The sequence below is a fragment of the Cohnella baijiui genome, assembly GCF_020731285.1.
In the GTDB taxonomy this organism is placed as follows: domain Bacteria; phylum Bacillota; class Bacilli; order Paenibacillales; family Paenibacillaceae; genus Cohnella.
In genome coordinates, this window is record NZ_JAJFOW010000016.1 from 90,457 (window position 1) to 116,447 (window position 25,991).

The following is a 25,991-nucleotide window of genomic DNA, read 5'->3' on the forward strand; positions in this document are numbered from 1 at the left end:
CCTTTACCGGGTCTCGTTCATCCGCCGTAGTACTCTCCGACGTTGTCCTTGGTGATCTTGACGTAGTCGACGAGCTCCTTCTTCTCGAACTTCTCGCCCTTGATGAGGCCAACGGCGACTTCGACCGCGCGCTTGCCTTCGGAGGTGACGTTGTCCAGAACCGTAGCGGCCATGCGGCCTTCCTTCACACCTTTAAGCGCGTCGGCGATGCCGTCGATGCCGACGACGAGGACGTCCTTGCGTCCGGCCGCTTCGACCGCTTGGAGCGCACCCATCGCCATCTCGTCATTCTGGGCGGCGATCGCATTCAGATCCGGGAAGCGTTGCAGCCAGTCCTCGGTGATCCGCATCGCTTCGTCGCGGTTCCAGTTGGCCGTTTGCTGCGTGACGAGCTTCGTGTCCGGATATTTGTCGAACAGCGCCTTTTGCAGGCCCACGCCGCGCGTGATTTCGGCCGAGTGGCCGATTTGGCCTTGCAGCAGAGCGACGTTGCCCTTGCCCCCGAGCATGTCGGCGAGCAGCTCGCCCATCATGACGCCGGACTGTTCCGGGTCGGTGCCGACGAAAACGTCGTAGTTTTCGTTTTTGGTGTAGGTGATCGCTTCGACGAGCGGAATTTTCGCTTCCTTGATCCGATCGACGGCCGGGCTCGAACCGACCATGTCGACCGCATTCAGGATGATGGCGTCGACCTTCTGGGAAATCAGCGTATCGACCTGGTTCAGCTGCTCCTCGATCTTGTCCTGGCTGTCCATGACGAGCAGCTCGACGTTCAGCTCCTTCGCCTTTTCCTGCATCGATTCGACGAGCGACTTGATGAATTCGTGGGACAGTCCTTGCGCCGCGACGCCGATCTTGTACGCCTTGCCGGAAGCGCCGGAGGCGCCGGCAGACGCGTCTGGCGAGGCGTTGCCTCCCTTATCGCCGCCATTGCCGCAGCCCGACAGCAGCGCCGCCGCCAGCACGACCGCCCCCGCCCATTTCCAGCCTTTGAATTTCTTCATCTTTCTAGCACCTCTCCCTTTTGTCGATTGTGTATTTGATCTCGGAGCCGCACCCGCTATTGGCGATGCAGCCCCGGCAATCACGAGGTTCAGTCGCGCTTCGCCCGCTGGTCCAGGATGACCGCGCCGGCGATGATGACGCCCTTGATGATCTGCTGCCAATAGGACGACACGTCCAGCAGATTCAGGCCGTTGTTGATGACGCCGATGATGAGAACGCCGACGATCGTGCCGAGCAGAGAGCCCCGGCCGCCGAAAAGGCTCGTGCCTCCGATGACGACGGCCGCGATCGCGTCGAGTTCATAGCCGATGCCGCTGTTGGGCTGGCCCGAGCTGATGCGGGAGGCGAGCAGGATGCCGGCGAGGCCGGACAACAGTCCGTTGATCGCGTACACGCCGATCTTGATGCGGTCGACGCGGATGCCGGAAACGCGGGAAGCGTTCTCATTGCCGCCTACGGCGAAGATGTAGCGGCCGAACTTCGTCCGGTAGAGCAGCACCGCGACGAGGGCGGCGATGACGACGAAGATCAGGACGGGAACGGGGATGGGGCCGACGTAGCCTTGGCCCAAATATTTGAAGGAAGGGGAATCAACGATGATCGGGCGTCCGTTGGTATAAAGGAGGGCGATGCCCCTGCCGATCGTCATCATCGCGAGCGTGGCGACGAACGGGGCGACCCGGAGCTTGGCGCTCATCGTGCCGCTGACGCCGCCGAGGAAGCCTGAAGCGAGCATGCCCAGGACCAGGGCGAGGATCGTGGCACCGGACGAATCGGACACCGTGCTGGCCGCGATGACGGCAGAGACGGCCATCAAGGAGCCGATGGACAGATCGATGCCGCCCGTGAGAATGACCAGCGTCATGCCGACGGCAAGGATGCCGTTGATCGATACTTGGCGTAGAACGTTCATCAAGTTGGTAAAGGTAAGGAACGTGTCGGATACGATGCTGAGCACGACCACGGCCAGCAGCAGGATCAAGATCAGGCCGTACTTGCGGAGCATGCCTTCGGACAAGCCGCCGGGAGCGAGCTTTCGCTTGAATGCCAGTTCGTTACGCACTGTGGGAACCTCCGATCGCGCAGGCGAGTATTTGTTCCTGGGTGAGATGCGCACCTTCGAATTCGCCCTGGATGCGGCCGTGCGCCATGACGAGCACCCGGTCGCTCATCCCGAGGATTTCGGGCAGCTCGGACGAGATCATGATGATTGCCAAGCCTTCCTTGGCCAGTTCCGACATCAGCCGGTAGATCTCGGCTTTCGCGCCGACGTCGATGCCGCGCGTCGGTTCGTCCAGGATCAGCACCTTGGGCTTGGTCAGCAGCCACTTGGCGAGGACGACCTTTTGCTGGTTGCCGCCGCTCAGGCTCTGCACCGGTTGGTTGACGTCGCGCATCTTGATGCGAATCTTGTCGGTCAGGCCGCGGACGGTCCCGGCTTCGGAGCGGCCGGAGACGAACGCGCCTTTGGCGTCGATCGGGAGGCTGGCGAGCGTCATGTTTTCCCGGATCGGCCGGCACAGGACGAGGCCCATCTCCTTGCGGTCCTCGGTCACGAGCGCGATGCCGTGGCGGATGGCGTCCGCGGGATGCCGGACGGCGACCGGACGGCCGTCGATCCGAATCTCGCCCCCGCTCAGCCGGTCGATGCCGAAGATCGCCCGCGCCACCTCGCTTCTCCCGGCCCCCATCAGCCCGGCGATGCCGAGGATTTCGCCTTTCCGGACGCGGAACGTGATGTCGTCGAAGACGGTCTTGCGGCTTAGGCCGTTCGCCTCAAATACGACTTCGCCCGGCTCGATCCGCTCCTTCGGGTAGATCGCCTCGAGCGGCCGCCCGACCATCATCGCGATCAGCCGGTCCGCATCCAGCGCGGCGATATCCGCCGTACCGATGTACTGGCCGTCTCGCAGCACCGTCGCCCGGTCGGTCATGCTAAAGATCTCTTCCATCCGGTGCGAAATGTAGATGATCGGGACGCCTTGCCCCTTCAACGCCCGGATCGTCTGAAAAAGCGTTTTCACTTCTCCGTCCGACAATGCCGACGTCGGCTCGTCCATGATGATCAAGCGCGCCTCGGCGGACACCGCTTTGATGATTTCCAGCATCTGCTTCTGCGCGACGCTGAGCGATCCGACGCGCGTTTCCGGCGCCGCGTGAAAGTCGAACCGCTCGAGCAGCTCCCGCGTCTGCCGGTGCAGCTGTTTGCGATTCAGGAACGGGCCGCGGGTCGGTTCCCTTCCGAGATAAATGTTCTCCGCCACCGTCATGTCCGGGATCGGATTCAATTCTTGGTGGATCATCGCGATCCCCAGCCTTAGCGCATCCTGGGGAGTGGCGATCGAGACCCGTTCGCCGAACAGCTCGATGCTCCCCTCGTCGGGCGTCACGAGCCCGGTCAAGATCTTCATCAGCGTCGACTTGCCGGCACCGTTCTCCCCCATGAGCGCGTGCACTTCGCCTCTCCGTACTTCGAGAGACGCGCCATCCAGCGCTTTGACTCCGAAAAACGACTTCGTTATGCCGTTCATCGCGAGTACCGTCTCCATCGGGCCGCCTCCTTTGCGTCTCGCGCGATGCCGCGTCGTCAGAACCAGAGCGTCTCTCCGTCTTCCCAGTGCTTATCCTCGTCCAGCTCGATGAACTCCCGATAGGAACGGTAGATGTGCATGCGCATGATCTTCTCCGCCTGGTCGGGATCGCGTGCCTTGAGCGCTTCGACCAGCTCCCGGTGCTGCTCGACTTCCTTCAGCTTCGTCGATTGGGTGCCCAGGATGCGGTTGACCAACGAGATTTGGAACGAGATCGACCCGTACATATTGATCAGGCGCTCGTGCCGGGACAGGTTGATGATCGTCTGATGGATCTGAAACGAGTCCCCGAGCAGCGAATCCACCTCGTCGTCCTGCTGCCGGACCTTCATCCGCTCGTAAAACCGCTCCAGCTCGTCGATCGCCTCCTGCGGCGCGATCTGGCTGGCGATGCGGATCGCAAGCCCTTCGATGGCGGCGCGCAGCGAATAGATCTCGAACACGTCGCTGCGCTGCAGCTCCTTCACGACTGGCCCCTTGTTCGGCACGATCACGACGATGCCTTCGCCGGACAGCTGATGCATCGCTTCGCGGATCGGGGTCTGGCTGATACCCAGCTCGCGCGCGAACTTCGTCTCCACGATCCTGTCGCCCGGGTTGAGCTCTCCGCTCAGGATCGATTGCTTGATATACTCCACGACTTCCCGGCTGATATTGATCTTATCCATGAAGGCGGGCTTTGGCGTAGTGTCTTTCATGAGACGCGACTCATCTCCCTGTTTTGCTCAGACTCAAGTTCTATATTATGTATTATATATAATATAGAATATAGAACTTTGGCAATGCCTATTTTGAAAATTTACGCGATTTTTGGAAAGGATAACAAGCCGGAAGGGGGTCAAAAGTGGGGCGTTTCATGCATTTTCGCCAAATGGAGCAACTTTCGATGGACCGATTCGTGCACGCGGGAGCGGCCAGGCTGGGAAGTCTTGCGGGTTCGTAGCGGACTTGTTAACTTGTTTCGGGTTTGTTTGTGGATTTGCTGACGGTCTTGCTAGTGGAGTTGTTTCCGGTTTTACTAGTGAAATTGTTTGCGGTAGTGGATTTGTTTGCGGTCTTGCTGGCGGATACGCTGTCTGTAGCGATCTTTTGTGTCGTTTCGGCAACCCATTTGGACATCGGGCGTCGGCATCGTGACGGATTAGCACAACATGCTTCAGCCATAGTGACTAATCCAGGCATCTTCGCTTCTGCAGCGATCCCTAATCGTTAGAATGTCTAGAGGGAACACCTCCGTGGAGCTACAGCGAAACTTTCTTTCGTTACAGCGCCCCTCCTCCGCCCCATCCGCCAAAAAAGAGACGCGGCAGAGTCGTCTCTGCCGCGTCCCGTAGGAGCACGCAATAAGGCCGTATTCGATGACGTATCCGTGCAATGAAAGCCTCGCGCGTCCTGTTATCCCAGCTTGATGCCGTATTCCTTCCAGCGGTCGTCCACCAGCTTCACGATGTCCTCTCTCGGGAACAGCTCGTCCGGGTACCCAGGCTTCATGCGCGCGTCGATGACGATCGGCAGCCCGTAGCTGAGATGGTGCCGCTTGGCCTGCGTCTCGGCATACATGTCGTGGCCCGGGTTAAACCGCGTGAACACCGTCCACAAAAACTTCCGCTCGCTGGCCGCAATGCCCGCGTCGTCGGCGAGGACGACCATCGGCCACGGGAAGTCGCCGCCCGACAGGAGCCGCGCGAGCCGCTCTCCGAGCTCCGGCTCCGCCGTGAAGGAAGGACCGCTCACGACGAGGCAGCCGGGGCAGAACACTTCGATCCGGTCGACTCCCGGCAGATCGCCGCCGGCATAGGTTTGCGGCAGTTCCCGGATCGGATCGCCTACGCCCAACATGACGGCTTTGCTGCCGTGGTTCAGCCGGCGGCCGGTATAATCCAGCGTGTCGTGCGACGTGTTGTCGAAAATAAACAGGTCCTGGCTCGGATCGAACCGCTCCAGCACGGTCTGCAAAAGCAGGCGGAAATGTTCCAGCTCGATCGGACGGTCCGTCAGCATGAGGAACTTGGTGAGCGAAAGCTGGCCTTGGCCCAGAATGCCGAACGCCGTCACGAGCGCCTCGCGGGAATAGCTCTCCCGCACGACGGCGGCCGCCAGCGCGTGGAAGCCCGTCTCCGCATAAGTCCACAAGCTGCGCACGCCCGGCATGACCATCGGAAACGCCGGCGAGAGCAGCCGCTGCAGGAACTCGCCCAAGTAGTAATCCTCCTGGCGCGGCTTGCCGACGATCGTCGCCGGGTAGATCGCGTCCTTGCGGTGCCAGACGTGATCGACGTTGAACACCGGGAAGTCGTGCTGGAGCGAGTAATAGCCGAAGTGGTCGCCAAACGGCCCTTCGGGCCGGCGGACGTGCGGCGGCACGCGCCCGGCGATGGCGAACTCGGCTTCCGCCGGAATCCGGTGGCCGCCGAGCGGGTCTTCGACCATCTGCAGCTTGCCGCCGAGAATGAGCGACGTCAGCAGCAGCTCCGGCAGTCCCTCCGGCGCCGGGGCGATGGCCGACGCGATGAGCGCCGGCGGGCCGCCGAGGAATACGGTGACGGGCAGCGCTTCGCCGCGCCGTTCCGCCTCGTGATAGTGGAAGCCGCCGCCTTTGTGGATCTGCCAATGCATCCCGGTCGTCTGATCGTCGAACACCTGCATGCGGTACATGCCGAGGTTGTGCTGCTTCGGATGGGAGGGATGCTCCGTGTACACGAGCGGCAGCGTGACGAACGGTCCCCCGTCCTCCTGCCAGCTCGTCAGCACCGGCAGCCCCGCCAGCGGGCGCTCCCGGCGGGAAACGCCGAGGACCGGGGCCGCGTCTGCAGATACTTTTTTGGTGCCGATCTTGAACAGCTCGAACAGCATGTCCTTCTCGCGCCACAGAGCGGCCGGCGTCGGCGGCATGAGGGTGTCGAGCGAGCCGACGAGGCGATTCATCAGCTGCTCGGGGCGCGGGCCGAAGGCCAGGTCGACCCGGCGGCTCGTGCCGAACAGATTGGTCGCAACCGGGAACGGACTGCCCTTGACGTTCGTGAACAGCAAAGCCGGGCCACCCTCATCGATGACCCGGCGGTGTATTTCCGCGATCTCGAGGGAGGGATCTACGGGCGCGTCGATGACGGCCAGATCCCCCTCTCGTCTAAGCGTATCTAGATAAGGACGAAGCGAAGCGAAACTCATCGAAACCCCTCCATTGGCATTAGCGGCGGGACAACTGCCACGCGCGTACCGCGAGCAGACAAAGCGAGCTGAACAGCGCGGAGATGATGATCGTATGAAGCAGGCTGGTAAACACGTACACGTCTTCGTTGCCGATCGTGGCGGTCAGCAGCCATCCGCTGAACACCTGGCAAACGACGAGCACGATCGAGGTGATGCCGATGCCGGTCAGCTCGCGGTGGCCGCGCGTGGCCTTCGCGATGAACCAGACGATCGCGACGATCGCAATCAGCAGGACGATGGCGCCTACGCGGTGCGCGAATACGATGCCGGTCGCCCCGGACAGCTCCGGCACGAACTTTCCGTTGCACAGCGGCCAGCCGATGCAGCCTCCCGCCGAGTCGGTGTGGCGGACGTACGCGCCCAGGTAGACGACGCCGTAGCAGTAGACAAGCAGAGCGACGATCCAGCCGAAGACGCCGGCCGGCACGATCGCGGAGCCGCCCGGCCCCCGCTCGGCGGCGGGCGCGCTGCCCGCGTGCAGCCGGCGCTTGGCCCAGGCGTCGAGCAGCCAGGTGCTGGAAAAGGCGATCAGCGAGATGCCGAAGTGGATGGCGAGCACGGCGTCGGACGTCGGCCAGACGACGGCCATCGCGCCGAGCGCGGCCTGGGCGACGGTGAACAGCAGCGCGCTGCCCGCGTACAACATCGCTTCGCGATTGCGCGGCTTCATCTTCCACGTGGCGACGAACGTCGCGGCGACGAGCAAGCCTTCGAGGCCGCTTACGGCCCGGTGCGAATATTCGACCATGGATTCCAGCGTATAGGCGGGCACGAATTTGCCGTGGCAGAGCGGCCAGTCGGTGCCGCAGCCCCGGCCGGAGCCCGTATTTGTGACGACGACGCCGACCACGAGCACGAGGAACATGCCGATGCAGGTCCACAGGGTGAGAAGTCGATAGGTTCGAGCGGTCATGCCTCATCCCCGATTTCTGATGTGAAGTAGGCTCTAAACGGCCAACCTCATTATACCCAACCCTCCCAGACAAAGCCATGTTGAAAATGTGAACGCGGCCGCATTCGTGATTATTGTCACAAAGGATTCACGATCGTCCGACCGCGCGCGGAAGCGCCCGCTGCCGCCGGTTTGACAGACGCGATGCTCTCCCGGAAGGCCGGGCACCGCAAGCACATACGCAAGCGCCCGCGCAAACGCAGCAACCCCCGCCGGCATGCCGGCGGGGGTGCGCATACGTACCATTCTCTCCCTCAAGCGGTCGGGGAGATGGCCTTCGAGACTTCGACGGCGCGGTCGAAAAACTGCTCGATCTCCTCCCGCGTCTTGCGCAGCTTGCTGACGAACCGGACGAGCTCCCGGCCTTCGCGGAAAGCGATAAAGCTCGGGATGCCCAAGATGTTCAGCTCGCCGCAAAGGTCCAGCAGCTCGTCGCGGTCGATCTCGATCAGCGAGAGGCGATCGGCGTACGCGGCTTCGACGTCGGGCATGAACGGATCGATAAAGTGGCAGTCTTTGCACCAGTCGGCCTTGAAGACGGCGATCGTCAGGCCGCTCCCGCCTACCCGCTCCCGGAATGTCGCTTCGTCATGAATCTTCTCCATGCGGTGATTCCCCCTTGCGAGCCTCGCGCGGCGGATGCCGGAGGCGAGCCCTCGATTTCGTTTGCGGTCATTATACGCCTTCGCGCGAGGACGCACAAGGGGCGGCGAAGCCGGACCGGACCGGCGATCCATCGCCTTGTCTCGGACTTACGGCTTCCTCGTGATCAGCAGTTCCTGATCGCCGTACGGGCCATCCTGCAAACGATACTCCGCGCGCAGCAGGCCGAGCAGATCGTCGGCATACGCGTAGAGGACGCCGTCCAGCGGAACGAGCGGCTGGGTCCACCTGCGGTCCGTTCCGTTGACGGACACGTTGGCGGAGCCCGCCTTAAGCGTTACGTCCTGCATCGTCGGCTCATCATAGAAACGCAGCACCTTGGTCGCCGGATCGTAGGACAACGGAATATCGAGCTGGCGCAGCGTTTCCCGCAGCGGCACGTAGAGGCCGCCGTCCTCGTCGCTGGCGAACGGAACGCCCCATTCGTCGCTCAGCGTAAACGACTGATCGTCGAAGTGCAGGTCGTTTTTCAGCAAGCCGTACACGGCGGAATCCACGCTGAATTGCTTGACGACCCGGTATGGCGTCATGCCGACGAGCTGCTCGGCCGTGATGGCGTCCGCGGGCACCGCGACCGGCCCCAAGCCGACGTCTCCGTTCACGTTCCAGCTCTCCTGGCTGCTTGTGATCGTGACGCTTTTCAGCGGGAAGCCCAGCTCGCCGAAGCGCGTCAGGTCGATCTTCCACTCGGTATCGGACTTGCGAATGTGGAGCGACTTGTCGACGTACAGGTCGGTTTTCAGCGTCATGCCGTCGTTAAACGCCTGCTCCCAATCCGGATCCCGCTTCGCTTCTTCAATCTGAGCTTGCGTTTCTTTGAAGTACGCGAGCGCCTCCTGGACGACTTCGTCGATCTCCGCTTCCGTCGGCTGCGCCTCGTCGTTCCCGATGCCGAGCGCGAGCTTCACGTCCGCCGGCAGGTCGTTCCCCCACTGGACGACGGTGCGGATCAGCTCGCGCAAGCCTTGCTCGTCCTTCGCCAACGAATCTAGGAAGACGGGCACCAACTCGCCAATCTCCTTGCCGTTTAGTTCCGCATGGACTTTGGTCAGGTCCGTCTGGACGCCGTCGATCGGCAGGGACGCCGCTTCGACCCGGACGACCGGCGGATTCGGCAGATGCCCCACAACATACGATGCCGCCTCGCGAACCAGCGACCGAACCGCTTCCTGAAGCGCCTCGTTTTGGCCCTTGCCTTGGACGCCCAAGCCGTTCAAGCCCGGCAGCCCGCCTCCCGCGCCGGTCAGATCCAGCACGAACGGGTGCGCGGCGCCGCCGACGTTCAGCACCGCCTTCTCCGGGTCGGCGCGCAGCTCGAACGGAATGGTCCCCTTGGCGAGGGCAATGGCGCCCTTCGCATAGGCGTGGCCTCGATCGTCCGACTTCATCGCATCGATTTGCAAGCTCACCTTGCGGAACCAGTCGATCGCTTGGACCGCTTCCGGATCGGCTGCGGCGAGCTGCTCTTCGTCCCAATCGAAGGTGACTTCGACCGTGCCCCGGCTTTCCGACGACTTGACGTTTAACTGGTTCACGATCATGTCGTTCAGGTTCAACCCTCCGACCGCCTGGCAACCGACCAGTACGGCCAGCAGGAGTACGGCGATGGCGCCGCCGATGCGCCGCAACTTTCTGTGTTTCATGTTCTTTCCCCTTTCTTTCAGCCGGCTCTCTCCCCTCGCGGAACATGCTTTCCGCAAGTAAAGGATAATTCGACGCCACCTTAGGAAATCCTTCCAGTATCAGCCTGTTCGGCGTATAAAAAGGAGGGGTCGACATGCGTCGCGAGCCATCGGGCCGTCACGACGCGGGCGGGGCGTCCGGACGGTCTCCGGACGCCGCCGGCTGGGCCCGGATGGCGCGCCGGCTGACGGAGGGGTTTGCCGCCAAAGCGGGCGGCGTCTGGGATTCGCTGCAGCTCGCCTCCCCGCGCGCGGAATTGCGGATCCGGCGGGAGACGGCACATTGGGCGGAGGAGGCGCTGCGGGAACGGATGCTGCGGGGAATGCGGGGCGAATCCTCCGACTGGGAAGGGACGATCGCCGAGCTCGTCCGCCGCATCCGGGAGGAAACGGAAAAGCACAACCGCAACAACATCACGCGAACGGCGGCCTATCTGGCGATGTTCCGGGCGTATCCGGAGCTTCATTGGGCGCTGCTTGCCCATCTCGTCTCCCGGAACGGGGGCTGGAGCATGACGGATCTGAAGGGACAGTGGCTGCCGACGCTGCTCGCGCCGGACGCCGTCGAGACGATTTTCGCCATGCTGGAGGCTTGCAACGCGCTTATCTTTCGCGACGCCTATCCGCAGCTGCTGCTCTACGCGGAGAGCAGGCGCAGCGGCCAAAGCCGGTTCGGCCTGCTTCCCGCGTTCGGCGTGTCGGCGTTCATGACGCCGTTCTGGGAGCGCTTCTGGATCGACCGGGACGCCCCGCTGCTCACGGTCGCCCTCATCGTCAACGAGCAGCACGTCATCGAAGGCCGAGTCGTTCGGGATCCCGCGTACCGGTCCACCGTGCTGTCCTCCCTCCCCTTTCTAAGCCAGCGGTGGCTGCAACTGAACCAAGTGGTTTTTCCGCTTGCCGCGCCTCCGGAGAACGAAGCGGAAGACGAATCCCGCCATAAAGGCGTCGACCTCGGACGAGCCGATTCGCGACTGTCCGGCCGCGTGCTGGAGCGTTTCGACGACATCCGCGAGCGGATCGCCTTCGGCAAAAGCCTGTATGCGATGCTTTTTGCTTACCCAAAGGTGAATGAAGGCGCCGTCGCCTTCGCCAAGGCCGTTCCGCATACCGGCTCCCGCGCGGACTATTGGCCGCGTGTCTTTGCTGCCGCTACGCCGATCGGCGACGCGCGCCCGTCAGCAACGGTCCGGCAGGCCGGCTGGGGACAGCAAGGCCGCTGGCGAAGTCCGGCGCATGCCGCAAGCTGGCCCGACCGGCCGCTCGCGCCGCCGACGCCGGGCGACTGGCTGACCGATCCGTCGGCCGCGCGATACCTCCTCGGGCTGCGGCCGCCGCTCGTCTTCGAGATGACGCGGGAGCACGCGTTCGGACAGCGCAAGCTGCAGGCCGCCGTCATGACAAAGCTCGCCCTGCTCCCGGACGGGGAGCGGGCGAGCTTCGATTAGCCGGCTTGCGAGGAACGCGCGCGGCTAAAGCGCAGGAACGGGCGCAGCAATCGTCGGATCCGCGCCGGATAGCCTTCCACGTCTTCGGCGCGCAGAACGCCGGAAACGACGAGCAGCAGCGGGTAACCGATCAGGAGAAAAAGGCCGAGGATGCCGGTCGTGAACAGGTACGGCCATTTCCAGCCGAGCGGCTCGAAGAGCCGCAGGCCGAAGTAGGAGATCGCGGCGCCGACGAGAACCAGCAGCGCCACGGAAGCCGCGAAGCCCGTCCAGCGGTCGCCGAGCGCCCGCACGCCGGTCAGGGAGCGGATCGTCCGCATGTTCCAGGCCGTGACGAAAATAAAGCAGACGGACGTGGCGGCGACCAGGCCATACACGCCGAAAAACGGCGTGAGCGCCAACGTCAGGACGAGCTTGATCGCGATCCCGGTCAACGTGTGCGTCATGGCGAGCCGCTGCCGGCTGAGGCCGTACAGGATCGAGTTGGACGTCATCATCGTGATCTGGAAAGTCGTACCGGCCGCGAGCATCCCCACGATGATGCTGCCTTTCGGCGAGCTGAAGAGCAGGCCGTTGACCGGGTCGGCGCCGACCGACAAGAGCAGGACGACCGGCATGCCCGAGAAAATCGCAATCCGAAGCGCCAGCGTCGTCTGGCGGCGCAGCCGCTCCGAATCCCCGGAGGCGAAGGCCGCCGCGATGACCGGCAGCAGCGAAGTGCTGAGCGCGATGGCGAGCACGGGCGGAATGCCCGCGATCGACTGCGCGTTGGTGATGAGAATTTTCAGCCAAGATTCCGCCGTATCCGCATCGAACCGCCAGCGCGACAGCGGAAGCAGCAGCGACTGATCGATATTGTAGATGAGCTGTACCGTCATCGCGGTGAGCAGAATCGGGATCGACGTCCGGAAGATCGCGGCATAGATCTCGCGCGCTCTTGTCAGCACCGGAGGCGCCGCGCCCATCCGTCCGTCGGATGGCGCGGGCGCGGTCTCGGGAACGAGCGGCCGCTCCCGGTCGCTCGCCCGCAGCTTGAAGGCGTACCACAGCATGACGGCAAACGCGGCGACGCTGCCGAGGACGCTCCCGAAGGCGCCGCCCGCCGCCATCACCGCATTGCTGTAGCCCCAGCCCTGCAGCGCGTAGACGAGCGCCACCGCCGTCACGACGCGGGCGATCTGCTCCACGATCTGGGACACGCCGCCGGCTGTCATGAACTGGCGGCCCTGAAAATACCCCCGCATCATCGCGATCACCGGAAACAGCAGCAGCGACGGCGCGATGGCCTGGATAGCCAGCCGGGATCCCGGCGCGCCGCTCGCCTCCGCGTACCAGGGCGCGATGAGGAGCAGCAGCCCCGTCATGACGATTCCCGCCACGATGCCGAAGCCGATGGCCGCGCGGTAGATCCGCTTGACCTCGGCTTCCCGTCCGAGCTCCAGCCGCTCGGAGACCATCTTGCTGATCGCGCTGGGAATGCCCGCGGTGGCGAACACCAGGAGCAGCAAATAAATATTGTTGGCTTGTCCGAACGCGGTATTGCCGACCTTGTCCATCGCGTGCTCCAGCGGCACGCGCTGGAAGAGGCCGAGCACGCGCGCCACGAGCGCCGCGGCGGTCAGGATCAGTGTACCTTTAATCAACGAATCTTTCTTGACCATGCTGTCCATACATCCTTATAACAACCAAATGATAAAGATCACGATCATCGCCAGTTGGAAGATGATCTTGGCGACCGTGCTCGTGAACAGGCCGACCAGCGATCCCCAGCCGACCTTCAGCGCTTTGTCGAACGACGAACCCGCCAGCAGCTCGCCGAGAAAGGCGCCTGCGAACGGCCCGACGATCAGGCCGAACGCCGGAATGATGAACGGCCCGACCATGACGCCGATCGTGCTGCCCCACACGGAAGCCTTCGAGCCTCCGAAGCGCTTGACCCCCCACGCGCTCACGACGTAATCCGCCACGAACAGGACGACGATGATGAGCGTCTGGATCGTCCAAAACCAGAAGCCGAACGGCGAGAACGAGAAAAACAGCCCGTATACGAAAAACGCCGCGTAAATCGCGAGCGCTCCCGGCAGGATCGGATAGATCGAGCCGGCCATGCCTACGACAAACAGCCCCACCACAAGCACCCAGCCGAGAATGTCCATGCGATCACGCCTTCAGCACGTAATTTTGGATGACAAGCGCGACGCCGTCCTCCTGATTGGACGCGGTGATCGCATCGGCCTGCGCCTTGACTTCCTCCTGGGCGTTGCCCATCGCGACGCCGAGGCCGACCGCCTTGATCGCCGCCAGGTCGTTCAGGCTGTCTCCCACGGCCACCGCTTCGGACATGTCGCAGCCAATCATCCTGCACACTTCCGCGATGGCGGTCGCCTTGGAGATGCCGATCGGATTGATCTCGATATTAGACGGCGAAGAATTGCTCAGCTCGAGCCCTTCCCAGCCGCGGATCTCCTGCCAAATCTCGGCCAGCGCCGCGCGATCCTCGTTGTAATAGCCGAATTTCAGCCAGTCGTGGGCGTACGTATCGTCGACCCATTTCTCTTTGTTGTAGATATCCTGGGTCGAGTACGCCCAAAACCACGTCTCCGGATACCGCTCCGCCAGCATGTGCAGCTTCATCACTTTCTCCGCTTCCAGCAGCGTCCGCTGGTGCAGCTCGTGCGGCTTGCGCCAAATCTCGCCCCCGTTAACCGTGATCATCGGCGTCGTAAGCGCCATCTGCTCGGCGATCGGCAGCGCGCTCGGGAATCCCCGTCCGGTCGATACGCATACCGTGACGCCCGCTTCCGAGGCTTTGCGCACCCATTCGAGATTGGCGGGACTGATCTCTTGCCGGTCGTTCAGCAGCGTCCCGTCCAGATCGAGCGCTAGCAGTCGGTAGTTTCCCACTCCAGTCGTTCATCTCCTTATCTCTTTCGCCCAGCCTACAATGCTTCTTTGCCATTCTATCATATTTCCAGGCCGCGCACGATCCGCCCTCCGCTCCTTATGCGCCTGGATTCGGCGCCTCGACCGTATCCTGCGCTTGCGCAGGCTGACGCGGGCCGGCGCTTGTCAGCCCGATCTCCGCGTCGTACGCGTCGAAAATTTTGCGCGCGATCGGGGCGGCACCCCAGCCCCCGTATCCGCCGTCCGGAACGACGACCGCGACGGCAAGCTTCGGCTTGTCGGCGGGGGCGTACGCGATGAACACCGCGTTCTCGACGAACTTGCGCTTGCCGACCCCCTGCTGCTGGGACGTCCCCGTCTTGCGCCGGAACGAGTAGTTCACGCCCTCGAAGCCCTGCACGCCGACGCGATCCATGCCGTCCTCGATAATGCTCCAATAGGCGGAAGGCAGCTTGATCGTGTTCAGCACCTCCGGCTGAAAGGAAGACACGACGTTGCCGTCGCTGTCCGTCAGATGATCGACGAGCTGCGGCTTCATCCGCTTGCCGCGCGAAGCGAGCGTAGAGGCGTACTGGGCGAGCTGCAAGGCGGTATATTTGCCCTGCTGGCCGAACGAGGCGTAGATCAGGGCGGATTGCGGGCTTTCCCTTTCCGCGCTTGTCAAATATTCGATAAAGCCGGGCGATTCCTTAGGCAACCCGCTTCCCGTTTTCACGCCCAGTCCGAACTGCTTCATATAGCTGTCCCAGATCTCGACGCCCTTTTTCCCGCTACGCATGTAAAGCTTGTTGCCGACATTCGCCGCCATAAAAGCGTTCGAAGATTTGGCGATCGCGGTCATCGGCGTAAGCACCCCGTTGGCCGCGCGGCCCGCGTTCTGCACTTCCGTCTCATGTCCTTTGGCCCCGAAAGGAAAATACCCCGGGTCCGGCCAACGGGTGTTGGGCGTGATCAGCCCTTCCGCCAGCCCCGTCAAGATGGTCAGCGGCTTCTGCGTCGAACCGAGCGGCACGAGCGAAGTCGGGTGCTGCGCCCGCTCCTTCGGGTCGTCGTATGGGGGGAACACTTCGCGGATCGCCCCGTTGCCGATAAACGGCGAGATCGCCTGATACTCCTCCGTCGTCTTAATGCCGCCTTGCCAAATGTTGCTGTCATAATCGGGCATGCTCGCCATCGCGACGACTTTGCCGGTATCGACCTCCATGGCCACGGCGTAGCCCGTCGTCGGCTGCGCGTCCTTCAGCGTTTTGACCGTCGATTTGCGCGTCGTCTCGATTTGGTCCATGATCGCCTGCTGGGCCGTTAACTGGACGTTGCGGTTGATCGTCAAATAGACGTTGTCGCCCTTTACGGGCTTGGTCAGCTTCTCGTCGCCGACGATGCGGCTGTCCCGGTTGACCTGGTAGGATTTGTAGCCATTGCGGCCGCGCAGCTCGTTCTGGTACATGAGCTCGATGCCGTCGTAGCCGACATCTTCCGTAGCGAGATATTTGAGCCCGGGATCGTCCTGGTTTTCGTTAATCTTTTTATAGAAGTCCATGTTTTCCTTGGCGCCCTTCATCTTGTTCATGTAGCCGACAAGCTGTACGGCGACGCGGTCCTCGCTGTACTGCCGGATGCTCTCCTCGACGAGCTCAATGCCGGGGAATTCATCCCGGTGCTCGCTCAGGAACGCGATCTCCAGCTCGGTCAGCCCCACCTTCAAGCGGCGCTGCTCGTAAGGCCAGTGTGTCCGGCCGTCGAAATCCATCTTTTGATACACCTCGTCCGGCGTCAGCTTGTCCTTGGCGTCCCCGTACTTGTCGAACACGTCCACGAGGCGCTTCGCCAAGGCTTGACCGTCTTCCTTTAACGTGCCGGACTTGAGCGTATAGTAGAGCGATTGGGTCGAAACCGAGAAGGCGATGGGCTGCCCCATGGAGTCGTAAATGTTGCCCCGGATCGGCGGGATGGGCAAACCTGCGGTCGTAAGCCGGTCTTTGCGTTCTTGAAAGGTCGGTCCTTCTACGAATTGGAGGTACGCGAGCCGCACGATCAGCAACGTGAACAGCAGGAAGGTGATCATGAAAAATACGTTCAGCCGAAAACTGAAATGGATCCGTTTGCGAATTTCCTTCTTCTTGGCCTGTTCCGTCGTAGTGCCGCCCATCGTATTTTCCTCCTCGATCCGTCTATGGTCATTTTACCATATTGTGGACCCCCATTAATCTGCCTTTCAATAGACGAAAGAAGCGGTTTACAAGTTTAACCATGTCCGCTCGTAATTTTCTTTGAAAAGGATGGGCTGCCGAGGCGAACGGACACCGCACCTTCAGACCGACGGATTCGGGGGTTGGGGCGTCTGCAACGAAAGTTTCTTTCGCTACAGCGGCGGAAAACGCGGGCGCACGCAAAAAATCCCGCGGTTCCTTGAGGAACCGCGGGATTTGGAAGATTTGGGCCGGCGGGCGAGAATCAGTCGGACGCGCCGCCATCTCCGCCGCGCGGACCGGCGTCGGTCAGACCGACGGCGGCATCGTAGGCATCGAAGATTTTGCGCGCGATCGGCGCGGCGCCCCAGCCGCCGAAGCCGCCTTCGGGTACGACGACCGCGACGGCCAGCTTCGGATCGTTGGCCGGCGCGTACGCGATGAACACGGCGTTCTCGACGCGGCCGCCGCCGACGTCCTGCTCCGACGTCCCCGTTTTCCGGTTGAAGCTGTACGGGAAGCCTTCGAAGCCTTGGACCTTAACCTGCGACATCCCCGATTCGATCGTTTTCCAGTACGATGCCGGGTATTCGATTTGGTTCAACACTTCTTTCTGGTACGGCTGAACCGTAGTGCTGTCCGAGTCCTCGATATGATCGACGAACTGCGGCTTGAGGCGCGTTCCCCGGCTCGCCAGCGTCGTCGCGTACTGCGCGAGCTGCAGGGCGGTATACCGGCCCTGTTGGCCGAACGACGCATAGACGAGCGCCGACTGGGAGCTTCCCCGCTTGGACTCGATGTAGTAGTTGATCGAGCCTTTGGATTCGCCGGGCAGGCCGCTGCCCGTCTTGACCCCGAGGCCGAACTCCTTCATGTACTTGTCCCAGACGTCCAGGCCTTTGGAGCCGTCGCGCAAGTAAAGCGCGTTGCCGATCATCTTGGACATGTAGGCGTTGGAGGACTTGGCGATCGCGGTGGCCGCGTCGATATTGCCGTTGACCGCGCTGTGCGAGTTGCGGACGCGCGTCTCGTGGCCTTGGCGGCCGAACTCGAAGTAGCCGGGGTCGTACATCGAGGAGCCCGGGGTGATCAGCTTCTCGTTCAGGCCCAGCAGAATCGTCAGCGGCTTTTGCGTGGAGCCGAGGTTGACGAGCGAGGAAGGATGCTTCATCCGTTCCTTGGCGTCGTCGTACGGCGCCTGCACCTCGCGGATCGCCCCGTTGCTCAGATAGAACTTGAACTGTTCGTAGTTTTTGGAGCTGATGCCGCCCTGCCACACGTTCGGATCGTAGTCCGGCATGCTGGCCATGGCGACGACCTTGCCGGTCTTCACTTCCATCGCGACGGCGAAACCGGTCTTCGCGTTCGGCGCGCGCTCCGACTTGTTCGACGAGGTGCGGATCTTCTGCAGATGCGACGTGATCGCGTTCTGCGTCGCGAGCTGCACGTCGCGGTTGATCGTGAGGAACAGGTTGTCCCCCTTGACCGGCTTGGTCAGCTGCATCGGCCCGATGATCTGGCTCTGGTTGTTGACCGGATACGTCTTCAGGCCGTTGCGCCCCCGCAGCTCTTCCTGGTACATCAACTCGATCCCGTCGAATCCGACTTCCTCGGAGTCTAGGTACTTCAGCGTCGGGTCGGTCTGGTCCTTGTTGATTTCTTTGTAGTAGTCGAGCGACGTAGCGCCCGAAAGCTGCTTCATGTAGCCGACCAGCTGAACGGCCACTTTGTCTTGGCTGTACTGGCGGATGCTTTCCTCGACGACGTCGATGCCCTTGAATTGGTCCCGATGCTCGCTGAAGTAGGCGATCTCCTTCTCCGTCAGCCCCGCCTTGATCCGGCGCTGCTGGAAGGGCAGATGCACCCGGCCGCCGAAGTCCATGCTGTCGAAGATTTCCGCGGCCGTCAGCGGCTCCTGGTTCGGATCGCCGTATTGGGCGAACAGGGTGGCCAGCTTTTCGGCCATGGCTTGGCCCTGCTCCTTTTTCGTCCCGGGCTCCAGCGTGTAATAGAGAGACTGGGTGGACGTCGAGTAAGCGATCGGCTGGCCCTTGGAGTCGTAGATATTGCCCCGGATCGGCGGGATCGAGACGTTGCGGGTGCTGATCTGGTACGCCCTTTCCTTGAGCGATGGGCCTTCCACGAACTGCAGGTACGCGAGGCGCACGATGAGCAGCGAGAACAGAAAAAAGATTGAGAAAAAAAACAAATTCAGACGCACGCTGAAATGACGGCGGTTGCGAAGCTCGCGTTTCTGGGCTTCTTCCGTCAGTTTGTCGCTCATGTCGCAAATCCTCCTGATGCCGCGTCGCAACCGTCCGTTCGGTTATGCTTTGCGAATTATGCTTTGCGAATATGTGTATCGTCGAACCGGGGCGGGTCGAACCAATCCCCGGATTTGGCCCACGTCGAATCGAGCGGTACCCAGGCTTGCCGTTCGGACAGATAAACCTCGTTCCAGGCGTGCGGGCCGTAGCCGCCGCGCCCGTCGTAGCCCTGGCCGGTCACCACGCGCACGTCCAGTCCCACGGATCTGCCCATGGCCGCATACAACCGGGAGTAGTCGATGCACACGCCCTTCTTGGTCTTGAACGTGTCCTCCGGCGATTGCTCGCGCCATTCCCCGCGCTGCTCGTACGCGTCGACCTTGTCGTTGTCGTAGGCGATGCGGCTGCCGACCCACGCGTAAAGAGCGCGGGCTTTGTCCTCGTCGGTCTTGCCGTCTCCGGCGACTTTGCGGGCTGCGGCGACGATATCGGCGGGCATGTCGGCGTCGATGACGTCGTAGCGCTTTTGCCAAAGCTTGTCCAACTCGCTCTGCATCGAGGTGGCGAACACCGGCAGCCGCTCGGCGAGCAGCGTGCCCGCGGCCGGCTTGATGATCTGCGAGGCCGCTTCCCGATACAGCGCGGATTGCTGGATGTAATCCGCGAACGCGCTGTGCGGCGATAGCGCGCAATAGGCGAACAGCAAGGCGGTGAGCAGGATCGCCCGCCCGCCCCCGAGCGCCGCTCCGATCAGGCCGCCGAAGGTCCGGCTGATCGGACCCCCGCCGGGCACGAGCCCGAAGGGCATCGCGCCGACGTGAATGAGCAGCGACGCGGCGGCCCCGAGCGCCGTCCGCAGCACGAGATAGACGATCAGAAACAGCACCGCGAAGCGAAACAGCGGCAAATCCCGCAGCCCCGCAAACAGCGTGTACCCGAACTGCAAGGGTGCGGATGCGTCCGCCGCGGGACGCACCCAGGCGCGGGCTTCAAGCCACGCCTGCACGCGCGGCGACGCCGCGGTGGCCGCCCAGGCCGCCGCCGCCACGCTGACGAGCGTCATCGCGGCCCCGGCCAGGAAGAAGACCAGTTGCTTTGCCGACCCCTTGGCCCCGCGCCGCATGCCCTGCAGCAGCGAAATCGCCACGATGGCGACGAGCGCGATCGTGACCCAGTTTCTGTCCAGCATGTTCATTTGGACGACTGACGAGCCGCCTCAACGAGCTTGCGGACGGCCCCCTCCATTTTCCAGGTGCCGAGCGAGGCCCCGCGGAACTTGACCTCCACCTCGCCCGAATTGGGCACCCCGTGCAGCTCCAGGTTCGGTGTTTTCACCGTGAAGGTCTGATCGTCGTTCAGCGTGTAGGTGGCCTCCTCGGCTTCTTTTGCCATCGCCTTGGCCGCTTCATCCTCGATCGCGCCCTTGGCTTTGTCGATCGCCTGGGTGCCGACTTCTTTCAGATCGTTCACCGTCACTCCTCCGTAGACGAAGACCCCGATGACGATTGCCGCAACGAGCACCCACTTCAGCACCGTCTTTACGACGTTCAAAACGATAAACAGCGCAATGACGGCGATCACGATCACTACCCAGTGATCGATCGCGAATTGCTTCCAGGCCTCGAAGTCGAGATTCATGCCATCTCCTCCATACGCACGCGAGTTCTCTACTCTATTATACTTTACCTATTTGCCTATAGTAAAACCTGACCCGCCCGTTCTCTCCTGCCAACGTTCGCCAGCGTCGATCGGAACGCGGTCCGCAAAGCACGGCAAAACGGATCCGCCCGCATCGCGCGGGCGAATCCGTATCGCGTTATTTGATCTTTCACCCGTTAAGCGGCCCTTCGGGAAGCCCGGTTCCGACGTCCTGCCTCTTGCGTGTTGAAAGGATAGAGATGCACCCATCTGGCCCCGAGCCGCAAGCAGATCGCGGCCAGCGGCGCCGCGATCGCCGTCGCGACGGCCAGCCACAGCCAATGCGTCATCCCTACGCCGCTTCGCATGGCCTCCTCGTCGAGCATCCACTTTCCGATCATCATCGGAACGAAATAGATGCCCGTGACGATCGGGAAATAGATCCAGGTGACGAGCTTGTGGCGGAACGAATACGACTGTCCGAAAAGGAGGCAGCTGACGGTGATGCCAAGTCCGACATAGAGGGCAGCCATGTACAGCAGGAGCATCCCGTCGCGTCCGAAGTCGAATGTCGCAACGAAGTTCCCGCCGCCGCGCAAGGCGGCGCCGACGGCCGCGGCGGCGACCAGGCCGCCCATCCAGATCACGATGGATGCCCATGTCGCGGCCATCCGTGCCAGCAGCAGCGAGAGGCGGCTGTAGGGCAGGCCGAGCCACCAGTCGATTCGACGCTTGTTGGCGTCGTGCTGGGTCAAGGTAGAAAGGATCGAAGGCGGCACGACGACGAGGAAGATCAGCAGAATCTGAATCATGCCCAGTCCGCTCTCCCGCTCCCGCACGGCAAAGTACGCGCCTGCGCCGGCGAGTGCGGCTGCGCAGACATATAGAATGCGCACCACCCTGAGCGAGCTGAAGTGGCGGAACCGGGCGCGCTCCAGCGCGTACAGCGCCGCGAAACCGTGCCCGACGCGGAGCCTGCTGCGAACTGCGGTCCCGCGGCCGCCGCGGGAACCGGCCGCGTGTCCGCCCGGGCGGTGCTTCGCGAGCTCCGCCATGCCGTAGCGGGCGACGAAGGCCATCACGGCCCGGTAAAGCAGCGCGGCAAGGGCCAGGGCGATCCCCGCGTAGAGGAAGACGGTCTCGGCCCTCAGCCAGCGCTGGATGTCCTCTGATGCCGAGCTGACTAGGGAAAAACTCATAATGGGTAACAGGCTGACGAAAAACTGCGGGATCAGGAACCAGCGCCGCCATCCGTAATACATGCCCAGCAGGGCGTAGCCGATCATCGTACACAACGGAACGATCGCCGCGAACAAGCATCCATAGGCGATCCAGTCGCCGAGCAGCCGGTCGGCGGCGATCGGCTCCGCCCCCTCTCCGCCGGCGGCGCGGATGAGTCCATAGAGGCAGCAGACGATCCAGATGCTGCCCGCCGTATAGTACTGCATGCGGATCGCGGCCCGCACTTTGGCACGGATCAAATCGCGACGCGGCACGGGGAACGTCAGCCACCACTCGCGAAAGCCGTTCTCCCAAATCGCAAGCGACTGAAATAAAGAAGTGAATCCGCTCAGCAGCGCCACGAGAATGGCGCCGAAGGCAAAGACGGACTCGATGGAAACGGACTCGCGCAAGAAAATCAGAGCGGCGGCAAGTATGGCCAAAAAGGTGGCTGCCCAATACATGCCGCTCTTCGCGTCCAGCGGCAAATACGCGCGATAACTGCGCCACTCGAGTTCGTAGAGAGCGTCCGGCTGCTTCTTCATGCGAACACTTCCCTATAGCAGGATTCGACGGATCGTCCGGAGCGACGCAGGTCTTCCACCAGATGGCTCCCCCGAATCGTCCCGTCTCCGACCAGGACGATCCGGTCGAACAGCTGCTCCATCTCGCGGATGTCGTGGGTCGCGATGAGGAAGGTCCGCTCCCCGTCCGCCATCTCCCCAACGACCGCCGACGCGATCCGTTCGCGGGAGACGAGGTCGACGCCGGTAAACGGCTCGTCGAGGACGGTAAGCGGCGCCTGCCTGGAGAGGCAGGTGAGCAGTTGAAGCCTCGCTTCCTCCCCGCGGGACATCGCGCCGATGCGCTGCGCGGGGTCGACGCCGAGCTTGCCGGACAAGTCCCGCTCCGCGGCGCGGCTCCAGTCCGGATACAGCCCCGCCGCCAGTTGCAGCCACTCCCCCGCCGTCAAGTACGGAGGCAGCTGCCCGCGATCCGGCAGGAACGAGAGGACGCCGAGCCGCTCGGGTCCGGCCGGCGCTCCGAACAGCTCCACCGTGCCCGACTCCGGCGGGACGAGGCCGGTCAAAATCCGCATCAGCGTCGATTTGCCCGCGCCGTTCGGACCGAGCAAGCCGGTCAGGCTGCCCGCCTCCACCTCAAAGGTGACGTTCGCCAGAATGCTTTTTTTCTTCAACGTCATTCCGACGTCCCGGCAACGGATAGCGGGCGCCTTGGCAGCTGACCCCTCCTGCGTCGGTTTCGCAATGTTCGACATGGACAATCACTCCTCCTCTTGAGCTAAAGCGATGATTTCCGCCAGCGTCAGCCCGATGGACCGGGCCGTCTCCTCGAGCTGGGCGACGGCTGCCCGCGCGAGCTGCCGGCGGGAGTCCCGGATGGCCGCCGCCGCGTCGGTCACGAACGTGCCTTGACCGCGATGCGTGACGATAAGTCCGAGACGTTCGAGCTCCTGATACGTCTTCATGATCGTCGTCGGATTGACCCGCAGGGCCGCTGCCGCTTCGCGAACGGATGGCAGCCGCGCGCCCGGCTCGAGCTCGCCTCTGGCGATCTTCGCGCGCATTTGCTCCACGAGCTGCTCGTATAGCGGCCGGGAAGGGTCCAACCGGAAATCGTCGATCGTCCAAACCTGGATGGGAGGCATCTTCATCCCCACCTTCCTCTTCCTTTGTACGACGTGTATGACTACACACCATACACTCTGCGATAAGTGTACCACGCATCGCCATACACTTGCAAGCCCAAATCTGCGCGGAGGAGGTCTCCGGTCAGGGGCATAACCCCGGCTTGTTCGACGTACAAGTAGGATAGACCTATCCAAGCGCGTCCCGGTCGGATCGCGCCAATCCCGGGAGGTGTTATGGCCGGTGAGAACGGCTGTATGGCTGTACTTGTTCCTGTTCGTCGCCTTCTTCGACCTGCATGCGCAATATCCGATGCTGACCCCGTTCGCCGTTTCGCTGGGGGCCGCGCCTTCGTTCATCGGCCTCATCATGGGCATGTACTCGCTCACCCATCTGCCCGGCAATCTGTTGGCGGGCTATTGGGTCGACCGGTACGGCAGCCGCCTCTTCATCTCCCTTAGCCTCGTCGGGGCTGGCGTGCTCCTGTTGTTCCAATCCCGGGTAACCGACCCCTGGCATCTGCTGTATGTCCGCTCGGTCAGCGGGTTCGTGCTCGCCTTCCTGTCGCCGGCGTGCCTCTCCCTGCTCGCCAAGCTCGCTCGCGATCATATTCATCAAGGCAAGCTGATGGCCGGAAACGGACTCGTCCATACGATCGCTTCGGTCGTATCGCCGGCGGCGGGCGCCTGGCTCGCCGCCCGGGTCGGGTTCGCGCAATCGTTTAACCTGCTCGGCTGGGGACTCCTCGCGACCGGCATCGTCGCGATATGGTTCGTGCGCGAGCCGGCCGGCCGCAGCCTTCCGGATGCGCTGCCGCCGGAATCGGCGCACGGCTCGTTGCCGGCGCATGGCCCGTTGCCGGCGGAAGAGGCGGCGTCTCCGCCAGGCGGCCGCTTTCCCTGGGTCGTCTTTGCGCTGCCGGTCGCGATGTCCTGCGCGCAGGGCATCCTGTCGTTCGAGCTGCCGCTGCGGGCGAACACCGCTTCGGAGGTGCTGACGACCGGTTTGCTGTTTTCCGTGGTCAGCCTTGGCGCGCTGTCCACGCTGGGCCTTCTGTTTCTCCAGCGCTATTTGCCCTACGCCCGCAGCGTGATCGGCCTGCTGCTGCTGGCGCTTGCCTATTATGGACTCGCATCGGACTGGCCGGTGCCGATGATGGCGCTCCTTTTCGTGCTAGGCATGGCCAAGGGTGTCATCTTCCCGGCGATGACGTCTTTTCTGCTGCAGCTCAGCGGACCGGCCCGCTACGGCAGAACGTTTTCCCTGATGGCCATCGCCTCTTCGATCGGCGCCTTCCTCGGTCCGGTGGCGGCGGGCGCGGTTCGCAGCCACCTGTCGCCCTTTTTCCTCGCGTTCGCCGTGCTGATGCTCGCCTTGATCGCGCTCGCTCCCCGGCCGATATACGGCCAAGGGTGGCACAAGCATCCTTCGGCGCCGCCCGCGGGAGGCGCCTGATCATTCGGGCGGACGCTTCCCCCGACATGGAAAAGAGCCGTTTTCCGAGCCGGACTGGGCAGGCGCCCTCGTCGGAATGGGCATGCTCGCATAGGATGGAGGAAGGCCCGGAGCGGCTGCCGGCAAGCGGCCGGCTCGCCGGCTCGGCGAGGCTGACGGAACGGAGTGAAGATCACATGTCCCACATCCAAGGCGGCCGTCTGCGCGCCATCGGTTCCGCCGTGATCGTCCTGGTGCTGTTTATTTTGCTCATCCTTCTCCTCCTGGCTTGGTAAGGTTCCGCCGCGCGATGGCATCTCCATTTTTGTGGTACAATAAGTCAACTTAAGCGTCAGACGGGCGCGAACCGCGCCGTCGCCGCCGAAGGGAGACGCGTCCCATGGAGATCGCCATCATCGTCGAAGGCAAGAACGACAAAAGCCGTCTGTCCCGCGTGTTATCTCCGGACGTTCCCATCTATTGCACGTTCGGCACGCTCAATACGAACCGTATCGAGATGCTGCGCAAATCCGTCGGCGACCGGCAGGTGTACCTGTTCATGGATCACGACGCCTCGGGACGGCGCATCCGCGGGGTGCTCGGGGACGTCTTCCCCGACGCCGAGCACCTTTATACGCGACGCGGATATGCAGGCGTGGAAGGCACGCCTGAAGAGTATTTGATCCAGCAGCTTGAAAAAGCCGGTCTGGAGGCGTATATCGTCTATCCGGATCCGTCCGCGACGGTCTGGACCAAAGAAGACGTTGGACGTTAGCGCTAAACGTCCAGATTCCCGAGGAAAATGGACACGTTCGTCGATGTGTGTAGTCTATACGCACATTGGCGCTGGGCCGGCCTTTTTGCGGAATGTGCGTAGTCTGCATACGCACATTGGCGCTCGGCCGGCCTTTTCGTGGAATGTGCGTAGTCTGCATACGCACATTAGCGCTCGGCCGGCCTTTTCGCGGAATGTGCGTAGTTTGCATACGCACATTGGCGCTCGGCCGGCCTTTTCGTGGAATGTGCGTAGTCTGCATACGCACATTGGCGCTGGGCCGGCCTTTTTGCGGAATGTGCGTAGTTTGAATACGCACATTGGCGCTGGGCCGGCCTTTTCGCGGAATGTGCGTAGTCTGCA

At 62.7% G+C, this 25,991-nt stretch carries 22 protein-coding genes; 4 read left to right on the top strand and 18 right to left on the bottom strand.

What is annotated here, in order from left to right; all coding sequences use genetic code 11:
- Window positions 1-17: 17 nt before the first annotated feature.
- The 8 genes from LKX83_RS16370 to LKX83_RS16405 form a co-directional block, all read right to left on the bottom strand.
- Entirely contained in the window at window positions 18-1,004 is a 987-nt protein-coding gene (locus tag LKX83_RS16370; protein ID WP_227883360.1) for a substrate-binding domain-containing protein, read from the bottom strand.
- A gap of 89 nt (window positions 1,005-1,093) precedes the next feature.
- Window positions 1,094-2,068 (bottom strand): ABC transporter permease, encoded by a 975-nt coding sequence (locus LKX83_RS16375; protein ID WP_227883361.1) that lies wholly within the window; start codon window positions 2,066-2,068, stop codon window positions 1,094-1,096.
- The gene (locus LKX83_RS16380; RefSeq protein WP_227883362.1) at window positions 2,061-3,554 is read right to left on the bottom strand and encodes a sugar ABC transporter ATP-binding protein; all 1,494 of its coding nucleotides are present in this window, start codon (window positions 3,552-3,554) and stop codon (window positions 2,061-2,063) included. Before LKX83_RS16380 ends, LKX83_RS16375 begins: the two co-directional genes overlap by 8 nt.
- Window positions 3,555-3,592: 38 nt before the next feature.
- Window positions 3,593-4,294, bottom strand: a complete 702-nt coding sequence (locus LKX83_RS16385) for a GntR family transcriptional regulator (RefSeq protein ID WP_227883363.1) — start codon at window positions 4,292-4,294, stop codon at window positions 3,593-3,595.
- Window positions 4,295-4,991: 697 nt separating this feature from the next.
- Window positions 4,992-6,764 carry a UbiD family decarboxylase gene (locus tag LKX83_RS16390; RefSeq protein WP_227883364.1) on the bottom strand — a complete coding sequence of 591 codons (1,773 nt, stop codon included), beginning with the start codon at window positions 6,762-6,764 and terminating at the stop codon, window positions 4,992-4,994.
- 19 nt (window positions 6,765-6,783) lie between these two features.
- Entirely contained in the window at window positions 6,784-7,719 is a 936-nt protein-coding gene (locus LKX83_RS16395; protein WP_227883365.1) for a COX15/CtaA family protein, read from the bottom strand.
- 293 nt (window positions 7,720-8,012) lie between these two features.
- Window positions 8,013-8,363 (bottom strand): thioredoxin family protein, encoded by a 351-nt coding sequence (locus LKX83_RS16400; protein ID WP_227883366.1) that lies wholly within the window; start codon window positions 8,361-8,363, stop codon window positions 8,013-8,015.
- A gap of 147 nt (window positions 8,364-8,510) precedes the next feature.
- The gene (locus tag LKX83_RS16405) at window positions 8,511-10,064 is read right to left on the bottom strand and encodes a hypothetical protein (protein WP_227883367.1); all 1,554 of its coding nucleotides are present in this window, start codon (window positions 10,062-10,064) and stop codon (window positions 8,511-8,513) included.
- A gap of 134 nt (window positions 10,065-10,198) precedes the next feature.
- Between LKX83_RS16405 and LKX83_RS16410 the strand changes: the two genes are divergently transcribed.
- Window positions 10,199-11,551 (top strand): DUF2515 family protein, encoded by a 1,353-nt coding sequence (locus LKX83_RS16410; protein ID WP_227883368.1) that lies wholly within the window; start codon window positions 10,199-10,201, stop codon window positions 11,549-11,551.
- Here the strand turns inward: LKX83_RS16410 and LKX83_RS16415 are convergent.
- The 10 genes from LKX83_RS16415 to LKX83_RS16460 all read right to left on the bottom strand — a co-directional run bounded on the left by LKX83_RS16415 (window position 11,548) and on the right by LKX83_RS16460 (window position 23,445).
- Window positions 11,548-13,212, bottom strand: a complete 1,665-nt coding sequence (locus LKX83_RS16415; RefSeq protein WP_227883369.1) for a putative polysaccharide biosynthesis protein — start codon at window positions 13,210-13,212, stop codon at window positions 11,548-11,550. The genes LKX83_RS16410 and LKX83_RS16415 overlap by 4 nt on opposite strands.
- A gap of 15 nt (window positions 13,213-13,227) precedes the next feature.
- Window positions 13,228-13,707 (bottom strand): DUF456 domain-containing protein, encoded by a 480-nt coding sequence (locus tag LKX83_RS16420; protein ID WP_227883370.1) that lies wholly within the window; start codon window positions 13,705-13,707, stop codon window positions 13,228-13,230.
- 4 nt (window positions 13,708-13,711) lie between these two features.
- Complete coding sequence (locus LKX83_RS16425) at window positions 13,712-14,455, bottom strand: Cof-type HAD-IIB family hydrolase (protein ID WP_227883371.1); 744 nt, start codon at window positions 14,453-14,455, stop codon at window positions 13,712-13,714.
- 97 nt (window positions 14,456-14,552) lie between these two features.
- Window positions 14,553-16,604, bottom strand: a complete 2,052-nt coding sequence (locus tag LKX83_RS16430; RefSeq protein ID WP_227883372.1) for a peptidoglycan D,D-transpeptidase FtsI family protein — start codon at window positions 16,602-16,604, stop codon at window positions 14,553-14,555.
- A gap of 305 nt (window positions 16,605-16,909) precedes the next feature.
- Window positions 16,910-18,928: a peptidoglycan D,D-transpeptidase FtsI family protein gene (locus LKX83_RS16435; RefSeq protein ID WP_227883373.1), complete on the bottom strand. Its 2,019-nt coding sequence runs from the start codon at window positions 18,926-18,928 to the stop codon at window positions 16,910-16,912.
- A 56-nt stretch (window positions 18,929-18,984) separates the two neighbouring features.
- Window positions 18,985-20,106: a transglutaminase-like domain-containing protein gene (locus tag LKX83_RS16440; RefSeq protein ID WP_227883374.1), complete on the bottom strand. Its 1,122-nt coding sequence runs from the start codon at window positions 20,104-20,106 to the stop codon at window positions 18,985-18,987.
- Window positions 20,103-20,549, bottom strand: coding sequence for a hypothetical protein (locus LKX83_RS16445; RefSeq protein ID WP_227883375.1), 447 nt, complete (start codon window positions 20,547-20,549; stop codon window positions 20,103-20,105). Before LKX83_RS16445 ends, LKX83_RS16440 begins: the two co-directional genes overlap by 4 nt.
- 197 nt (window positions 20,550-20,746) lie before the next feature.
- The gene (locus tag LKX83_RS16450; RefSeq protein WP_227883376.1) at window positions 20,747-22,315 is read right to left on the bottom strand and encodes a hypothetical protein; all 1,569 of its coding nucleotides are present in this window, start codon (window positions 22,313-22,315) and stop codon (window positions 20,747-20,749) included.
- Window positions 22,312-23,049 (bottom strand): ABC transporter ATP-binding protein, encoded by a 738-nt coding sequence (locus LKX83_RS16455; RefSeq protein ID WP_227883377.1) that lies wholly within the window; start codon window positions 23,047-23,049, stop codon window positions 22,312-22,314. Before LKX83_RS16455 ends, LKX83_RS16450 begins: the two co-directional genes overlap by 4 nt.
- 6 nt (window positions 23,050-23,055) lie before the next feature.
- Complete coding sequence (locus LKX83_RS16460; protein ID WP_227883378.1) at window positions 23,056-23,445, bottom strand: GntR family transcriptional regulator; 390 nt, start codon at window positions 23,443-23,445, stop codon at window positions 23,056-23,058.
- A gap of 217 nt (window positions 23,446-23,662) precedes the next feature.
- Between LKX83_RS16460 and LKX83_RS16465 the strand changes: the two genes are divergently transcribed.
- The 3 genes from LKX83_RS16465 to LKX83_RS16475 all read left to right on the top strand — a co-directional run bounded on the left by LKX83_RS16465 (window position 23,663) and on the right by LKX83_RS16475 (window position 25,628).
- Window positions 23,663-24,874, top strand: a complete 1,212-nt coding sequence (locus LKX83_RS16465; RefSeq protein ID WP_227883379.1) for an MFS transporter — start codon at window positions 23,663-23,665, stop codon at window positions 24,872-24,874.
- Between the two features lie 95 nt (window positions 24,875-24,969).
- Window positions 24,970-25,149 (top strand): hypothetical protein, encoded by a 180-nt coding sequence (locus LKX83_RS16470; RefSeq protein ID WP_227883380.1) that lies wholly within the window; start codon window positions 24,970-24,972, stop codon window positions 25,147-25,149.
- 104 nt (window positions 25,150-25,253) lie between these two features.
- A complete protein-coding gene (locus tag LKX83_RS16475; protein ID WP_227883381.1) occupies window positions 25,254-25,628 on the top strand; it encodes a DNA primase in 375 nt (124 codons plus the stop codon).
- Window positions 25,629-25,991 lie beyond the last annotated feature (363 nt).

What these genes read in the sequence shown, in the direction of transcription:
- LKX83_RS16370 (WP_227883360.1), bottom strand. Translation starts at nt 1,004, where the DNA reads ATGAAGAAATTCAAAGGCTGGAAATGGGCGGGGGCGGTCGTGCTGGCG.
- LKX83_RS16380 (WP_227883362.1), bottom strand. Translation starts at nt 3,554, where the DNA reads ATGGAGACGGTACTCGCGATGAACGGCATAACGAAGTCGTTTTTCGGA.
- LKX83_RS16385 (WP_227883363.1), bottom strand. Translation starts at nt 4,294, where the DNA reads ATGAAAGACACTACGCCAAAGCCCGCCTTCATGGATAAGATCAATATC.
- LKX83_RS16390 (WP_227883364.1), bottom strand. Translation starts at nt 6,764, where the DNA reads ATGAGTTTCGCTTCGCTTCGTCCTTATCTAGATACGCTTAGACGAGAG.
- LKX83_RS16395 (WP_227883365.1), bottom strand. Translation starts at nt 7,719, where the DNA reads ATGACCGCTCGAACCTATCGACTTCTCACCCTGTGGACCTGCATCGGC.
- LKX83_RS16400 (WP_227883366.1), bottom strand. Translation starts at nt 8,363, where the DNA reads ATGGAGAAGATTCATGACGAAGCGACATTCCGGGAGCGGGTAGGCGGG.
- LKX83_RS16405 (WP_227883367.1), bottom strand. Translation starts at nt 10,064, where the DNA reads ATGAAACACAGAAAGTTGCGGCGCATCGGCGGCGCCATCGCCGTACTC.
- LKX83_RS16410 (WP_227883368.1), top strand. Translation starts at nt 10,199, where the DNA reads ATGCGTCGCGAGCCATCGGGCCGTCACGACGCGGGCGGGGCGTCCGGA.
- LKX83_RS16415 (WP_227883369.1), bottom strand. Translation starts at nt 13,212, where the DNA reads ATGGTCAAGAAAGATTCGTTGATTAAAGGTACACTGATCCTGACCGCC.
- LKX83_RS16420 (WP_227883370.1), bottom strand. Translation starts at nt 13,707, where the DNA reads ATGGACATTCTCGGCTGGGTGCTTGTGGTGGGGCTGTTTGTCGTAGGC.
- LKX83_RS16430 (WP_227883372.1), bottom strand. Translation starts at nt 16,604, where the DNA reads ATGGGCGGCACTACGACGGAACAGGCCAAGAAGAAGGAAATTCGCAAA.
- LKX83_RS16435 (WP_227883373.1), bottom strand. Translation starts at nt 18,928, where the DNA reads ATGAGCGACAAACTGACGGAAGAAGCCCAGAAACGCGAGCTTCGCAAC.
- LKX83_RS16440 (WP_227883374.1), bottom strand. Translation starts at nt 20,106, where the DNA reads ATGAACATGCTGGACAGAAACTGGGTCACGATCGCGCTCGTCGCCATC.
- LKX83_RS16445 (WP_227883375.1), bottom strand. Translation starts at nt 20,549, where the DNA reads ATGAATCTCGACTTCGAGGCCTGGAAGCAATTCGCGATCGATCACTGG.
- LKX83_RS16450 (WP_227883376.1), bottom strand. Translation starts at nt 22,315, where the DNA reads ATGAAGAAGCAGCCGGACGCTCTCTACGAACTCGAGTGGCGCAGTTAT.
- LKX83_RS16455 (WP_227883377.1), bottom strand. Translation starts at nt 23,049, where the DNA reads ATGTCGAACATTGCGAAACCGACGCAGGAGGGGTCAGCTGCCAAGGCG.
- LKX83_RS16460 (WP_227883378.1), bottom strand. Translation starts at nt 23,445, where the DNA reads ATGAAGATGCCTCCCATCCAGGTTTGGACGATCGACGATTTCCGGTTG.
- LKX83_RS16470 (WP_227883380.1), top strand. Translation starts at nt 24,970, where the DNA reads ATGGAGGAAGGCCCGGAGCGGCTGCCGGCAAGCGGCCGGCTCGCCGGC.
- LKX83_RS16475 (WP_227883381.1), top strand. Translation starts at nt 25,254, where the DNA reads ATGGAGATCGCCATCATCGTCGAAGGCAAGAACGACAAAAGCCGTCTG.